Here is a 16365-nt window from a genome sequence, read left to right as displayed (position 1 = left end):
GAGCATTCCTGCCAAGACAGTTAATCACGGTGGACAACTGCCTAAAGCAAGAATTTTACAGGATTTTTTAACGGGGGCTTTGCCCGAACCTGTTTATCTGGCATTACTTTCAAACGGACATGAACCGCGATGAATTTCAGCCAGCGTTACCCTTCCGCCACAATCGTTTCAGCTCTTCGGATCGCCACCCTCGGCGCAATCTGCTACGCGGCTGGATCCGTCGGCGTTTTACTTATCTTAAACCTTCTCATGCCGGATCGACCATTTTTGGTAGGATTTGCCGGCGCCGGCGTAATTTCTCTTTTTGTTGCATTTCCGCTGCTTCTGATCTTGCAACTCAAGGTCAGCGAGCTCAGAAAACTGCAGGAAACGGTTAACTATACTGCGCGCCACGACAGCGTGACAAAGACGCTGAACGGCACGGCCTTTGCCGCGGCCGTCGAACACTACATCGACCGGCGCAAGCGAATCGCTACCGATGCAGGCGGCGTGATGATCGCGGTCGTCATCGATACGATCGACGAGATCGGCCGGCGCTACGGTCCGCAATGGGCCGACACGGTCATGCAGTCGCTTGCCGCGATCATCCAGTCCTCGGTCAGAAAGGGCGATCTCGTTGCCCGCCTTGCCACCAACGAACTCGGGGTGTTCCTTCCCGGTGCGACTGTCGAAAACGCCCAGGACGTCGGCACCCGTATCCGCCGGCGCGTGGCTGAAGCCTCCTTCTCGGCGGAAGGCACGCCGATGACCATCGGCATCCGTCTCGGCGGCGCGGTCTTCGAGGGACCGACCGACTTCAACCATATCCGCCAACTGGCCGACGAAATGGCCATGCAGCGCGGCGGCGAGAGCGAAGACGCCATCCCGATGTCGCGACTGCCAGCAGCCTGAGCTGACAGGAGCCACCAGAACCAAGGAAGGGCGCCGAGAGGCGCCCTTTTCGTTGTTGTTCGCGTCTTCAACGAGCCAAGCGTCTTTCGATCGTCTAGAACGCTCAGGATGGCACCCGCATGCGCCAGCCGCTGGCCGAAGCCTCTTTCTCAGCTAAGGGTACGCGAATATCATTGGCCGTCGGGCACGGCCTTCGAGGGCCACCGAACTTCAATCACATCCGTCCGCAGCCGGCGAAATGGCCTGCAGCGGCGGCAAGAGACGAAGCTCCCTGAGCTGATACCAAACGAAAAAGGCGCCGGAGGGCGCCTTTTCCTCTACTGGTTTCTGCAAGCATTAGCCGACGTGCGGTGCCGTCGTCGTGTCGTGCTTGTCGTCGAACAGGATCTTGACCGCTTCCGTTGTGTTCTGGAGAACCGCCACATCGTGCCAGCCGCCATTGGCGTTGACGCTGACCGCGGTATCCGTGCCGCTGACCGTCGTCTTGACGCTCGCGAGCGCTTCGGCCTCGCTCGCCTCATGGCCGAGTAGGCTGTCGAGGAGTTTCGAGACGTCGAGTGTATCGCCTTCGCTTGCCTTGAAGTCGGTGATGACATCGGCGAGCTTGACGTCGTTCAGGGCATCGGCATCGAGGACAAAGGTGTCAGCCCCTGCCCCGCCCGATATCGTGAACATGCCACCGCTGCCGGACAGGGTATCATCGCCATCGCTGCCGATGAGCGAATAGGCATTGCCGCCGTTTTCGCTGTCGCCGAGCGTCGTGTCGAAGGCAACCTCGACAAAGTGACCGGCCGAACCATCCGTCAGCGTGTAGCTGCCATCGGCGAGGATCGACTGGCCGTTGATCTCCGAGTTGGAGACAGTCGCATCGAGCGAGATGCTGCTGATCGAATGGTCCGCCAGGCTCGAAAGCTCGCCGCTGTCGGTGATGCCGTTGTGGTTGAGATCCTGCCAGACGGTGAGCTTCGAGAAGGCCTCGTCGGCCGCATCGATCTTGCCGTCATGGTTGCTGTCGAGCGTCGAAAGCGCCGCCAGACCGTCCACATAGCTGCCACCGGCAAAGTGCGGCGAGAAGATCTCGCTGCCATTGTCGATCTTGCCGTTGCCATCCACATCGAGCGCCAGGATGCCGTCAGTGCCGGCCGTCCAGGCGATCTGATCCTTGTGGCCGTCGGCATTGATGTCGAACTGGACGCCCTGATCGAGCGAGGTCAGCGCGACGCCATTGTGATCGAGGTCGAGGATGATGGGGTCGATGCGATTTCCGATCAGCGTATTCAAGTTGGCAACTGTGTTATTGGCCAGATCAACGAGCGTATTCGTCCCGTTGGTGTTGGTGCTGCCGCCCTGCATGTACACATAGGTATGCGCCACGCCATCTATTGTTGCATTGAAACCTATAGTCGCACCGGTTGACCCGATGTCGGTGTTTTGCAGATATTGCACAACCGCTGCGAGAGCCGCGAGTGAGTTGACTGTCAGCGGCGTCCCAAATGCATCCGTCCCGAAGAAGGTAACCATGCCATTGGTAACGGAATGCGACTCCACTGTGTCGCTGCCAATGGTGAGGCTTGAATCGCCACCATCGATCTGAGCATTAGCCACAACCACCGCCGTTCCGGGCAGGTTCAGTTTGTCGACCAACGTATTGAAATCCGTGATGACGTCATAACCGGAAATGGTGCCGTTGTTTCCGGATCCACCGATCGTCGGGGTGGAGTCACCCGATCCGATAACAAAGGTGTCGATGACGTTGGCTGCGCCGCCACCCGTGAGCGTGTCGCCACCCCCGCCGCCCGTGATCGTATCGCTTCCCGCGCCGCCATTGATAGCATCAGCACCAGACCCGCCGGTAAGCGTATCGTTGCTGCTGCTGCCGGTAATCGTGAAGGCCTCCGACTGGTTGGAAAGGTTGATCGTCACACCGGAGTTCGCTGAAGCCGCAGAGATCAGTTCAACACCCTGCAGGCCACTGTTACCCAGTCCGTTCAGAACTGTCGACGTCGACATCAGATTGATCGTGTCGGCACCCCCTCCAAGGTTGATACTGCCGTTGCCCATTGCGTTCAGTTGAGCACCCGTAAGCGTAATTGCGTCATCGCCTGTCGTTCCGACAAGATTGCCGGTTTCGATATCGTCCAGGCCCGGCGTACCCATGCCGGAAATATCCATCGAACCCGTGACTTTGACGTTCAAAACGTCTGAGCCATCATTCATGTCGATCGACGAGAAGTTAGCCCATTGCGTTGCCGAGACTGTCAGAGTCTGATTGTAGCTGTCGTTGCTACCTCCATCCACCGACGTCAGATTTTCGACATTGACGATAGTTGTGGACGAGAGATCGACCGAAACGCCGTCACCTGGCGCGTTCACCGTTAGCGTATCCGTTCCGTTGCCGCCGTCGACGTAGAAGAGGTCGCTGTAGGCATAGATGGTGTCCTTGGCATTGCCCCCCAGGATGATATCGCCGCCGCCATGGCCATCGATGGTGTTGGTACCATTCGTTGTGATCAGTATCTCCGCTGCGGTCGTGCCATCGAGGTTGCCTGTTGTGTCTCTGATGACGCCGGCTGTTCCCGTCGCGGAGGCACTGCCGTCCGAGACGGTGTAGTTGAAGGACCCGCCGTTCGAATTGCCATCCGAGAAGGTCACCTGCGAAGTGGAATGGCTTGCCGTGTCCTGCGCGGACGTTGCGCTCGCGCCCGTAATGCTCAGCGTGTCGCCATCCGCGTCGCTTGCAAAGTGCAGCAATGCCCAATCCGCGATCGGAGCACTGTCGCTGTTGGTGTAGATTTTGGCGGTTCCGCCCGCCTCGGGCGCATGGTTCACCGGACCTTCGTTTACGTCACTCACTCCGATCGTGAAGTTCTGCGTGGAGAAGGCACCGCTGGCGTCTGCGGCCTTCACTGTGATCGTGTGCGAGGTCGCCGTTTCGAAGTCGAGCAACGTGCCGTTCGCAACCGTCACAACGCCAGTCTGGCTGTTGATGGCAAAACGGCCACCGGCATCGTCTACCAGCGAATAGGTGACTGCGTCACCATCGACGTCGGTCGACTGCGCGGTGATCCCGACAGGCGTGCCGTTGGCCGCATTCTCGGCAACGCTGTTTACCGCAGCATTGCTGTCAACCGGGGCGACCGGTGCGTCGTTGACCGGCGTCAGGTCGAGCGTCGCGCTGCCGGGAACCGTCGTCGTGCCGTCCGACACCGTGTAGCTGAAGCTGACCGAAGTGTCGTCATCGCCCGCAGGCGTGAAGGTCCAGGTGCCGTTGTGATTGTCGACCAGCGTGCCCGAAGAGGCCGAAAGGCCGCTCACCGAAAGCGTGTCGTGATCGACATCCGTCGCGCCAGCCAGCAGATCGGCCGTCGTGATCAGATGCGCACCGCTGTCCTCGGCGATCGCCGCCAGCGTCACGGCCGGAGCGACCGGTGCGTCGTTGACCGGCGTCAGGTCGAGCGTCGCGCTGCCGGGAACCGTCGTCGTGCCGTCCGACACCGTGTAGCTGAAGCTGACCGAGGTGTCGTCATCGCCCGCAGGCGTGAAGGTCCAGGTGCCGTTGTGATTGTCGACCAGCGTGCCCGAAGAGGCCGAAAGGTCGCTCACCGAAAGCGTGTCGTGATCGACATCCGTCGCGCCAGCCAGCAGATCGGCCGTCGTGATCAGATGCGCACCGCTGTCCTCGGCGATCGCCGCCAGCGTCACGGCCGGAGCGACCGGTGCGTCGTTGACCGGCGTCAGGTCGAGCGTCGCGCTGCCGGGAACCGTCGTCGTGCCGTCCGACACCGTGTAGCTGAAGCTGACCGAAGTGTCGTCATCGCCCGCAGGCGTGAAGGTCCAGGTGCCGTTGTGATTGTCGACCAGCGTGCCCGAGGAGGCCGAAACGCCGCTCACCGAAAGCGTGTCGTGATCGACATCCGTCGCGCCAGCCAGCAGATCGGCCGTCGTGACCAGATGCGCACCGCTGTCCTCGGCGATCGCCGCCAGCGTCACGGCCGGGGCGACCGGTGCGTCGTTGACCGGCGTCAGGTCGAGCGTCGCGCTGCCGGGAACCGTCGTCGTGCCGTCCGACACCGTGTAGCTGAAGCTGACCGAGGTGTCGTCATCGCCCGCAGGCGTGAAGGTCCAGGTGCCGTTGTGATTGTCGACCAGCGTGCCCGAGGAGGCCGAAAGGTCGCTCACCGAAAGCGTGTCGTGATCGACATCCGTCGCGCCAGCCAGCAGATCGGCCGTCGTGATCAGATGCGCACCGCTGTCCTCGGCGATCGCCGCCAGCGTCACGGCCGGAGCGACCGGTGCGTCGTTGACCGGCGTCAGGTCGAGCGTCGCGCTGCCGGGAACCGTCGTCGTGCCGTCCGACACCGTGTAGCTGAAGCTGACCGAAGTGTCGTCATCGCCCGCAGGCGTGAAGGTCCAGGTGCCGTTGTGATTGTCGACCAGCGTGCCCGAAGAGGCCGAAACGCCGCTCACCGAAAGCGTGTCGTGATCGACATCCGTCGCGCCAGCCAGCAGATCGGCCGTCGTGACCAGATGCGCACCGCTGTCCTCGGCGATCGCCGCCAGCGTCACGGCCGGGGCGACCGGCGCGTCGTTGACCGGCGTCACCGCGAAGCTGGCATGGCCGACGCTAGTCTGGAAGTCGTCGCTGCCGTTCGTCTGGCCGTTGTCGCGGATCGTGTAGTCGAACGACGCCGTGCCGTTGAAGTCCGCAGCAGGCGTAAACACCACCTGGCCGTTGACGATCGCCACCGCGCCGCCGACCGCGTTGCTGACCGCCGTCACCGTCAGCGACTGGCCGGCTTCGTTCGCCGGGCCGGTGCTGTCATTTGTCGTCAGCGATGCGAACGAGATTGTCCGGGCGCCGCTGTCTTCCACAACGCTGGTCAGAACCTCCGACACCGCCGTCGGCGCGTCGTTGACCGGCGTCACCGCGAAGCTGGCATGGCCGACGCTGGTCTTGAAGTCGTCGCTGCCGTTCGTCTGGCCGTTGTCGCGGATCGTGTAGTCGAACGACGCCGTGCCGTTGAAGTCCGCAGCAGGCGTAAACACCACCTGGCCGTTGACGATCGCCACCGCGCCGCCGACCGCGTTGCTGACCGCCGTCACCGTCAGCGACTGGCCGGCTTCGTTCGCCGGGCCGGTGCTGTCATTTGTCGTCAGCGATGCGAACGAGATTGTCCGGGCGCCGCTGTCTTCCACAACGCTGGTCAGAACCTCCGACACCGCCGTCGGCGCGTCGTTGACCGGCGTCAGGTCCAGCGTCGCGCTGCCGGAAACCGTCGCCGTGCCGTCCGAAACCTTGTAGCTGAAGCTCGCCGACGCATCGTCGTTGGAAACCGGTGTATAGGTCCAGGTGCCATTGCCATTGGCTACCAGCGTACCCGAGGAGGCCGTCAGGTTGGTCACCGTCAGCGCATCGCCGTCGGCATCCGTTGCGCCAGCCAGAAGATCGGCCGCCGTGATCAGATGCGCGCCGCTGTCCTCGGCGATCGCCGCCAGCGTCACGGCCGGGGCGACCGGCGTGTCGTTGACCGGTGTGACATTGACCGTCACCGTGGCGGTCGCCGTGCCGCCGTGGCTGTCGCTGACGGTGTAGGTGAACGTATCCTTGCCGTTATAGTTTGCGGCCGGGTTGTAGGTGATCGTGCCGTTGTTGCTCAGCGTTACCGTGCCACCGTGCGCGGAGGTGCCGCTGACGCCTATGATGCTCAGCGTGTCGCCGTCGACGTCGCTGTCGTTCGCCAGTAGATCGACCGTGCTGATGACGAGCGAGGTATCCTCGGCCGTCGCGATCGGGGCGCCTGTCGAAGCCGTAAAGTTGTCGTAGGCGATGCCGTCGTCGTTGTCGCTCGTGTAGACGCCGTAGCTGCCGATCGCCGGGGTGTCGGAACTGTGAAGAACTGCCGTCTCCCCGTTGCCGGTTACCGTGACATCGATGCCATTGCCATCTACTTCGACTTTGAAGTGGATCGTCTCGGAGCCCAGATTGATCTTGTTGACGAGGCCGAGAACAGTGACCTGGTTGCCATCTATGCGCTCAAGTACGAGGTCGCGGTGGCTGCTCTGGTTGCTGTAGTCGGTGCCGAAATCCTTCCAGTAGGCGCGGTAATAGTGCGTCGAGTCCTGATAGCCGAACACCACGCCAAGAGCCTGATTGGACTTGGGGTTGCCGTTGCCTGACGTTTTCGGGTCACCATCGACCTCGATCGTGTAGATCTTACTTGCCGGCGGCAGGCTGTCGCTTGGTGCGAGTGCGATGCCCTTGCCATCGTTGGACGAAGAGTTGGTCTGCTCGCCGAGGCCGTTGCCGTTCATCGACCACGAAGGAGAGCCCGACAGTGACACGAACCTCCAGCCGTCGATGCTCGTGTTGTTGAAATTGTCGCTGTAAGTCGCGGGGTCGTCCACGGCCACCGGATTGTCGTTGGAGCCCTGAACCGTGATGGTCGCGCTCGCCTGGTCAATGCTGCTGCCATCGGAAACCGTGTAGTCGAACTTGATGGTCGCGGTTTCGTTGACGCCGAGCGCCTTGAACGGATCCTCGCCGCTGTCGGACCACAGCTTGACGTCGCCGGTCGAGCCGACCGACAGATGGGCATCGCCGAAGTTCGTGGCGATCTTGTAGACGCCGTTGCCTTCGCTCGAGACTGAAAGCGTCAGGCCGGTGCCGTTGGCGGTCGTAACCGTCACGTTCGAAATACCGGTGACGCTGAGGCTGGCGCTATCGACATCCATATCGTTGGCCAGGACGTTGCCGACCACGAGCGGGTTTGCCGACGAGGTATGAGAGGAAACGCCGTCTTCGCTCACCGTGAAGGTATCGTCGTTGGCGACCGGCGCATCGTTCGTGCCGCGCACGGTGATGCTGACGGTTTGCGTATCGCTGACACCATGGCTGTCCGTCACTTCTACGGTGAAGGTCTCGAGCTTCTGATCGCCGTTCTTCAGCGCCTGCGTGGCCGGCAGGCCGTTGTCCAGGTTATACGTCCACTTGCCGTTCTGATCGACGGAGAGCATGCCGTAGACGCCCTTCACCGACGAGCCGACTTGGATCTGGTTGCCGGAGGCTACGACCGACCAGCTGTCGTTGCTGCCGTCGTCGTCGCCGTCGACATCCGTCTTGTCCAGGATGCCGCTCTCGACGGCGTCGCCGCCGGTACCAGCACCAGCCTCTTTGACCGTTGCGCTCGTATCCCCACCGGTGATGACCGGCGCATCATTGGTGCCGGTAACGGTGATGACGACGTTCTGCGTATCGATCTCGCCGTGGCTGTCGCGGACCATCACGGTAAACGTTTCGGTCGCCGTCTGGCCGAGCCCGAGGCCTTGCGTTTCCCAGCGGCCATTGTCGAGTACGTAGGTCCACTTGCCGGCCTGGTCGATCGAAAGCGTGCCGTATTTACCATTGTCGGCATTGCTCCAGGCGTTGCCGACGCTCCAGAAATCGTTGCCTGGATTGTCGTCGGAATCGACGTCCGTCTTGACGAGCGTATCGGAAATCGTGGCGATGCCGTTCGTACCGAAGCCTGCTTCGATCACGCTTCCTGTCGTATGGGTATCGGCGATGACAGGCCCATCGTTCGAGCCGAGAACATTGACGGTGATCGCCTGCGTGGCGGTCGCGCCGTGGCTGTCCGTCACGGTCACATCGAACTTCTCGCTCGCCGTCGCATTCAGGGCAAGGCCTTGGGTCGAGGCAAGCGTATTGTCGAGCGTGTAGGTCCATTTGCCGTTGGCATCGACGACGATCGAGCCATAAACACCCTTGACCAACGTCCCGTCGACGACCTGACCGACACGAGGCGTGATCGACCAGGAGTCATTCGAGCTGTTGTCGTCGAGGTCGACGTCGGTCTTGGCGAGGGTGCCACTGGCAACGCTCTCTCCGCGCGGGAATCCGAGCCAGCCGTAGCCCTCCTCGACAACCCATTCGCTCGTCGAGCCGCCGGTAATGACCGGCGCATCGTTGGTGCCGTTGACGACGATGGTCACAATCTGGCTGACCTTGCCGCCATCGCCGTCATCGAGCAGGACGGTGTATTTCAGTGTGACGTGATCGGCCGCGCCGAGATAGTCGAAGGTCTTGTCCGGAGCCGAAAAGCTCCACTTGATCTCGCCAGCCGTGCTGCCTGGCGCCTTCGTCACCGAGTCGATCTTGAAGAACGACATCAGGTTGGCGGGCAGTCCGCTCGTCGTGTCGGAAGTTGCAACGCCCGTTACAGTGGCCTTGTGGTCGACGTCGTTCAGATCGACATCGGTAAATGCCAGGCTACCCGACGCCTGCTGCACAACGTTCGAGCCGGTCGTGTTCGCCGTTTCGGTCAACGTTGCGCCGGCGTTCGGCGTGGTGATGACGGGCGCATCATTCGAGCCCGTGATCGTTACGGTCACGCTCTGCGTGTCGCTCGCATTGTGACTGTCGGTCACCTTGACCGTAAATGTCTCGGTCCGCGTCTCACCGAGCGCGAGACCCTGCGTTGCGGCAGTGGAATCGTTCAGCGTATAGGTCCACTTGCCATCCTGATCGACCTTGAACGTGCCGTAGGCGGTCGTAACAGCCGCCTGCCCGGACGCGGTCTGTCCGTCACCAGCGACGACCGACCACTTATCGTTCGAGGCGCTGTCATCGGTGTCGACGTCGCTCTTGACCAGCGTATCGGAAACCGTGTTGGTGCCGCGCGCGGCGCCCGTCGCGTCCGCACCCATTTCGATGACACCGCCCATCGCATGACTGTCGGCAATGACTGGAGCGTCGTTGGTGCCGGTTATCTTGATCGTCAGCTTGTTGGTGTCGGTCGCACCCCACTCGTCCTTGACTGTGAAGTCGAAGGTTTCATAACGCACCTCGCCCGCCGCCAGCGCCTGCACGGACGCTTTTGTGTTATCGAGCGCGTAGCTGTATGTGCCAGTAGACGCATCCCAGGTGAGCTTGCCATAGTCGCCGGCAATGCCGGTCGAGCCATCGCTCTTGCCATCGACGCTGGCGACCTGCACGACGGCGCCGTTATCGACGTCGGACGCGCCGTACAGCAGATTGCCGGTCGCGACAGAACTGTCCGCCGTGGAAATCCCTTCCTTGACAGTATTGTACTGGAAGCTGGCGCTCGGGGCGTCGTTGGTTCCCTTGATCTCGATCGTCAACGTTGTCGTCGAAGCGGCGCCGGACGCGTCCCTTGCCGTGTAGGTAAAGGTCTCGTAGGCGGTTTCGCCCTGAGCCAGACGATTCGTGTCCTTGTCGAAGTTGTTGAGGCTATAGGTGTATGAACCGTTCCTGTTGAGCTGCAGGACGCCATAGTCGCCCGCCTTGACGAAAACGCCAAAGAGATGGATGTCCGCATTCTCGAGGTCGGAGACGACCTTGGTGTCGCCGGCATCCCGATCCGTGTCGTTGCTCAGCACATTGCCTTCGGCCTTCCAATCGCCGAACGTTCCGACGCCTGCTTCCTTCACCATGTTAGTGTCGGCGACCGCGACCGGCGTGTCGTTGGTGCCGTCGAGCGTAATGGTCAGCGGCTTGCTGTCACTGGCGCCGGCGCCATCGGTCACCGTCAGCGTGAAGGTTTCTGTGGCGCCCTTCTTCAGCGCTTCGATCGCACCATCATTCGGCACATAGGTATAGGCGCCCGTCGCGCTGTTCAGGTAGAGCGTACCGTAGGCGCCCACCTTTTCGATGTTGTAGCCACCGGTGAAGGTACCCGTGACGACACCGGTGCCGCTGATGCCATAGGTGGCGGAATCGTCGAGATCGACGTCAGACGACTGCAACTGGCCGACCACCGGTGAGAAGGTGTCGTCGGCGGCCGTGTCCTTGAAGGTCCAACCGGTAATCGCAGAGAGCTGTGGCGCATCATTAGTGCCGTTGACGGTCACCGTAATCGTCTGCGTTGCAGTGCCGTCTGCAGATGTAACCGTCAGCGTCTCGTTAAAATGTGCCCCCTGACCGAGCGACTGGGCAAGCGCATTGTTGAGCGTGTAGTTCCATACGCCCGTTGCCGGATTGAAGCCGAAGGTGCCGTACTGGCCGGCAAGCGACGGCGGTGTCTGGAAATGATTTTCGCCGTGATCGACGTCGGTGACCGAGAGCGAACCGTTGGCTTGAAGCGTACCGTCCTCGACAACCACACCCGCGGCAACGCCAGAGATAGATGCCACATCGTTCACACCGGTGATCTGGATTTGGTAAACACCGCCCTTGCTGTCACCATCCGCGTCCGTCACCGTAAAGGGAACGTTGATCGTGGCAATTTCACCCGCATTCAGCGAGTTGAAGACACCGGCCTTGATGACGATCGCGCCATTCTGGTAGGAATAGTCCTCGGCGTGCAGCGCTAGTGGGATTCCCGCGGCCGACGCTACCGTGGCGGCTCCGAGCACAACCTTGCCGGCGCCGTCGGCGCCGAAGCTGAACTGCGAGCCGGGCGCCAGCGTGAAGGACATAACGTCATCCTCACCCACCGCGCCCGTGAGGACCGAAGCCGTTGTGTTCGCTGTCAGGCTGACATTTGCAAGGTAGGTGCCGGTATTGTCTGAGCTATTTCCGACTTCTTTGAAGGCCAGCGTATTGATGCCGTCGATCGCCGTGAGGTCGAGATCGATCGACTTCATCGTGGCGGTCGGCGAATAGGTGTAAACAAGCTTGCCGTTCCAATAGACTTCCAGCCCCGACGAGGCCGGATCCGGCGATCCCGCCTGGAAACTCAGGTTGTAGGCCTGGCCAGCTGCAAGCCCGGAGATATCCTGAGAAATGGTCGTATTGCCGGGCGAGGAGCCCATATCGACCATCGGCGTGCCGTTGGATGTCGTCATGCCGAGGTACCCGCTGCCAACGCGTTCCAGCTGGACGGTGGCAGTGCCATCGACGTTCCAGCCGATATCGCTGTTAGCCGCCCCGCCAAGGGGGCCACCCCAATCGCTGTGCTGCTCCCAAGTGCCGGCCGCGAAATCACCGTTGGCGAGCAGATTGACCGCCTCGACGGGTCCGTTGATCGTCGGCACGTCATCGTTGACGTCGACTGCGAAGGAACCGTTTGCAGTGTCGCCGTCAGCGTCGCTCGCCACGAAATTGAAGCTCAGGTCGAGCTGCGTGTTGCCGGTTTCGGAATTCTGCGGATGATCGAGCGGCTGCAGCAGGGTGAAGCTATAGGCGCCGTTCGGCGCCGTCGGATCAAGTGTGACGACGAAGACTTCGGTACGGCCCTCGCCTTCGCCGGTGAAGCCCGTCAGCGTATGACCGTCTGCAGAGATTTCGAACTGAACGGTTTGGCCGTCGGACTTCAGGCCGCTGAGCTGATCCTGAACATTCGAGAATGTCAGGTCGCGATGTGCGCCGGCGTCGGCGCCCCAGTGAATGCCGAGCGAGACATCTTCTACCTTCGCGTTGCCGCCTTCACCGGAAAGCAGGTCGGACTCGTCGATCGCGCTTGAGTCAACGCCGTTACCGGTGCTTGGACCATCGTCGTTGATGTTGATCGAGGCGACGCCCGTGGCCTGGTCGCCGTCCTTGTCGGTAACGGTGTAGCTGAACTGCAGGCGCAGGATATCATCAAGACCTGCCTGCCCCTTGTCCGGATGATCGAGCGGGCCGAATTGCGTAAAGGTGAAGGCGCCGGTTGCGGCATTGGTGACGGTCAGCACGAAGACAGGCTGGCCGTCGACGCTACCGGTGATGGTCAGGCCATCGACCGTGATGACGACAGGCTTGCCATCGGACGTCAGATCAAGGTGCGAACCGTTCTGCGTGCCTTCATCCATGTTCAGCGAATCGACGAACTGGACCGCGGTGATCTGGCCGACGTCTGCGCCGCCGTTGAAACCGAATGTGCCGTTCACCGATTGCGTCTCGAAGCCGCCTTCCTGGCCTTCGATTTCCGTCAGGCTCAGCGTTGTGGTGTCGGAGATCGTCGGCAGATCGTCGAACAGCTCCTGACCGTCGCCGAGGCCCGGGTCGGGCTGCTGCGTGTCAGCCAGAAGCTGGGCGAGCTGCGTCGGATCGTTCGGATCCTGCTGGATGGTATCCTGGAAATCGGCACCGGAGCTCGGGGCGGAGGCGCTTGCTGAGTAGGAGCCGTCGGGACCGGCCGCGACGTTGATGTTGCTCTGCTCGAGGGCGGCGATCACCGCCTGCTGCGGCAGCTCGACTTCGCCGAGCAGGAATGTCGGCACGTGCAGGGCGCCGTTGACGATGACGATCTCCGTGCCGTCGGCCTGGACGAGGACGAGATTGTTGCCTTCGACGCGAATGTCGTCGATCGATACATCAGCCGGCAGATGGGCGATGTTGTTCTGATCCGGGACGATTTCGGCGGGATCGGCGTTGGCAGCTGCGATCTGCGGCGCCGCCGGCACGCGGTCGGTTTTCTCAGGCTGCTGGCTATTGTCAGCCTGTGCGACCTCGACACCCGGCTGGGCGGAAGCCTCAATACTTGCGTCTTCATGAATGTCCTGGCGGAAGTCGTGCGAAACGTTTTCGCTTGAAATAGCGGAAATGCGCGGATCTTCGATAGACATAACAAAATAACCCCAATGAGAAACTGGGGCCAATCAATTACGCAGAAGAGACAAAAGCAATACTTGCAGCCGTTTCAGACATAGCCGGTTATGCATCCACCCAAAAATGTTTTAGGAAGAGTTAACGGCGAGGCCCTGAATGTGGCTGGAAACGCTAAAATTCTAATAAAATTAATGAAATACAAACGCGCTCAGACGTTGATGGCTGTGCGTTCCGGACCGTCGATTCGATACTCACGCCGCCTCCAGGGCATTCCAGCAGCGCGCTTCGAACCTCAAATGCAGCTCAGCGCGAGACGGTGTCAGCCGTCTCGCGCCGAGTTCAAAAAGGTCGTGACTGCGCTTATCGGGTGGGCGCCACGAGGCAGAAGAATGCGCCCTGCGGATCGGTCGCATTGATGATCCAGCTGCCGCCGGGCACTTCCATCGGACCGACGATCACCTTGCCGCCGCCCGCATTGACGCGTTCGATGGCGCTGTCGATCCCCGGCACGTTGAAGTAGTAGCCCCAATAGCACATCGGCACGTTGGCGGGTTTGGTCATCATTCCGCCGATCTGTTTTCCATGCTCGGCGAAGATGCGATAGGCGCCCATCTCACCCATGTCGAAATCGTGGTCCTTGGTCCAGCCGAAGATCTTCGAATAAAAGGCAAAGGCCTCCTCCATGTTGCCGGCCATCAGTTCGTGCCAGCCGATATGGCCGGGCGTGCCTGCCGGCGCGGGCGGGGTCGGATTGTCTCTCGGCAGCGGCGTCATGACGCAAATCACGGCTCCATGCGGATCGGCGAGGACGGCAAAGCGTCCGACCGTCGGAATATCCTCCGGCTGGCGGCGGACCGAGCCACCATTGGCAGTAAAATCCTTCGCCGTCTGGTCGACATCATCAACGGCGACATAGCCGGTCCAGTTCGGCGGGATGCCCTTCCCCTCCAGTTCGGCTGGAAAATCCATGAGACCGGCAACGCCTGCGCCATTCGCTTCGAAGACCGTATAGGGCGGCAGGTTCTCGATCTTCATCTCGCTCGTCGTCCAGCCAACGACCGAGCTGTAGAACTTGGCGGCAGCCGCTGTATCCGGCGTCATCAGTTCGCACCAGATGAATTTTCCATGCGTATCGGAAGCCATGATCTCTTTCCTTTCCGTGAGTACCGGGTCGAGTTTCGCTCGCGATCACGGCTTGCGCGTGTAATGCGCTTCCATGAACTGCTTCCAGCTGCCGTCCGGTTGCTTGGCAGCCGAGTTGAACGTGCGGTGATCGCGATCGTGAAAGACGATCTGCTCGCGGTAGTCGGCAAGCTTGTTCGCGTCGCTGAAATCGGGGCCCGTCGTATAGAGGTTCAAAACCTTGCCGTCGTCGGAGACCTCGCCCTCATAGACCCACATATGGTCCATCATGGTGCCGATCCAATTGCCGACGTATTTACCCTTGTCGGCGCTGTAGCCCAGCGTCAGGACCGTGGTCGCAGCCCCGCCACCCGGCATCTGGCCGGAACCTTCGGCAACGAACCAGATGCCATGCAGCGAACGGACGATCTCCGTCCAAAGTTCCTGTCCCGTCATGCCGGGCGCCGTTACGTCCCAGACACCGACGAGGTCCTCCAGGAATTCATGCTCCTTCAAGACTTTCGCTTGCTGCATCGTCCTTCTCCCTTGGGATGATGGTCGCAGATTTCAGTGACAGCTGGATGGCGCGTTCTTGGCCGGTTCGTATTCGTCGTGGCGCTTGACGAAGTCCATCGTGCTGTCCTCGTTGCGGCCCTTCGGCGCGCGATCGAGGATCATCAAGGTGCCGACCGCCTCTTCAAGGCCGCGGGCATAGGTCGAATAAGTATGAAAGACCTCACCATTCTCATTCCTGTAGAACGCGCTAAGGCCCGGAAGCTCGTCATTGGCATTGGCGGGGTCGATCGCCTCGAAATTGTAGACGACCTTGTCCTTCGCCAGATCTTCCGGGGCGAAGGACACGTGGTAATCGAAGTTGAAGCTGCTATCGAAGGACGAAACCCACGGAAATTTCCAGCCCATGCGTTTCTTGTAGGCCTCGATCTTGGCAAGCGGCGCGCGCGAAACGGCGACCCAGGTGACGTCGTGATGGTTGAGATGCGGCAGCGTTCCGTCGACATGGTCGGACAGGAACGAGCAGCCGGGGCAACCGGCCTCCCAATCGGGGCCAAGCATGAAGTGATAGATCAAGAGCTGGCTGCGGCCATCGAAGAGCTCAGCAAGGCTTTTCTTTCCCTGCGGCGTATCAAAGACGTAGTTCTTATCGACTTTGACCCAGGGCAAGGCCATGCGCTCGGCGTTGACCTTCTCCCTCAAATGCGTTGCTTCCTTCTCCTTGAGAAGCAGCGCGCGGCGGGCCTCCAGCCATTCTTCACGGGAAACGACTTGATTCTGCATCACGTGCGCCCTCCTCCGGCGCGACCGAGACGTGGCGGTCCATGCTCCTTTTCCTTGACTAAATACATTGATATCAATATAAATTGAGCATGTCAAACGGGGTTGAGATTCCTTTTTCAACGACGCTCCTAGTACGTGACACGTGCCTGTGCCTGCATGTGCAGCGGGCAGCGCGCGCGCTGGCGCGGCTATTCGACGATGCCCTTCGCCCTGTCGGGCTCACCAACGGCCAGTTCTCGCTGATGATGTCGCTGAACCGGCCAGAACCACCGCCGATGGGACCGGTCGCGACCCTACTTGCGATGGACCAGACGACATTGACGGCAGCGCTCAAGCCACTACAGCGCCGTGGTTGGGTAAATGTAACGCAGAATGGGAAAGACAAGCGCCGGCGCTTACTTAGCCTGACGCCGGAGGGCAAGGCTGTGCTTGCCGCCGCGCTGCCGATCTGGGAAAGCACCCACGCCAGCCTCAGCGAGGCCCTGCCGAACGGCGACATGGAGAGGCTGCGGCGCGACCTGCAGGCTCTCGCCTAAAAACCGGATACGCGAAAGGGATCCATGTGACCG

At 61.1% G+C, this 16365-nt stretch carries 6 protein-coding genes; 2 read left to right on the top strand and 4 right to left on the bottom strand.

The genetic code is table 11. The features are described 5' to 3' along the window. Positions 1-267 precede the first annotated feature (267 nt). Positions 268-891 carry a GGDEF domain-containing protein gene (locus ACSQ9D_RS03350; protein WP_436281150.1) on the top strand — a complete coding sequence of 208 codons (624 nt, stop codon included), beginning with the start codon at positions 268-270 and terminating at the stop codon, positions 889-891. 336 nt (positions 892-1227) lie between these two features. On the opposite strand, the gene ACSQ9D_RS03345 is transcribed toward ACSQ9D_RS03350, so the two are convergent. The 4 genes from ACSQ9D_RS03345 to ACSQ9D_RS03330 form a co-directional block, all read right to left on the bottom strand. Then, complete coding sequence (locus tag ACSQ9D_RS03345; protein ID WP_436281149.1) at positions 1228-13395, bottom strand: cadherin-like domain-containing protein; 12168 nt, start codon at positions 13393-13395, stop codon at positions 1228-1230. 343 nt (positions 13396-13738) lie between these two features. Further along, entirely contained in the window at positions 13739-14521 is a 783-nt protein-coding gene (locus ACSQ9D_RS03340; protein ID WP_436281148.1) for a VOC family protein, read from the bottom strand. 45 nt (positions 14522-14566) lie between these two features. Next, positions 14567-15034, bottom strand: a complete 468-nt coding sequence (locus ACSQ9D_RS03335) for a DUF1579 domain-containing protein (RefSeq protein ID WP_436281147.1) — start codon at positions 15032-15034, stop codon at positions 14567-14569. A gap of 33 nt (positions 15035-15067) precedes the next feature. Continuing rightward, on the bottom strand, positions 15068-15796 hold the full coding sequence (locus tag ACSQ9D_RS03330; RefSeq protein WP_436283756.1) for a DUF899 domain-containing protein: 729 nt from the start codon (positions 15794-15796) through the stop codon (positions 15068-15070). Between the two features lie 89 nt (positions 15797-15885). Between ACSQ9D_RS03330 and ACSQ9D_RS03325 the strand changes: the two genes are divergently transcribed. Further along, positions 15886-16332, top strand: a complete 447-nt coding sequence (locus ACSQ9D_RS03325; RefSeq protein ID WP_436281146.1) for a MarR family winged helix-turn-helix transcriptional regulator — start codon at positions 15886-15888, stop codon at positions 16330-16332. Positions 16333-16365 lie beyond the last annotated feature (33 nt).

Origin of the sequence: Rhizobium sp. LjRoot258 (assembly GCF_964254185.1) — a bacterium.
In the GTDB taxonomy this organism is placed as follows: Bacteria; Pseudomonadota; Alphaproteobacteria; order Rhizobiales; family Rhizobiaceae; genus Rhizobium.
This window is presented reverse-complemented; position numbering and strand designations above follow the sequence as displayed.

What these genes read in the sequence shown, in the direction of transcription:
- ACSQ9D_RS03330 (WP_436283756.1), bottom strand. Translation starts at nt 15,796, where the DNA reads ATGCAGAATCAAGTCGTTTCCCGTGAAGAATGGCTGGAGGCCCGCCGC.
- ACSQ9D_RS03325 (WP_436281146.1), top strand. Translation starts at nt 15,886, where the DNA reads ATGTCAAACGGGGTTGAGATTCCTTTTTCAACGACGCTCCTAGTACGT.
- ACSQ9D_RS03340 (WP_436281148.1), bottom strand. Translation starts at nt 14,521, where the DNA reads ATGGCTTCCGATACGCATGGAAAATTCATCTGGTGCGAACTGATGACG.
- ACSQ9D_RS03345 (WP_436281149.1), bottom strand. Translation starts at nt 13,395, where the DNA reads ATGTCTATCGAAGATCCGCGCATTTCCGCTATTTCAAGCGAAAACGTT.
- ACSQ9D_RS03335 (WP_436281147.1), bottom strand. Translation starts at nt 15,034, where the DNA reads ATGCAGCAAGCGAAAGTCTTGAAGGAGCATGAATTCCTGGAGGACCTC.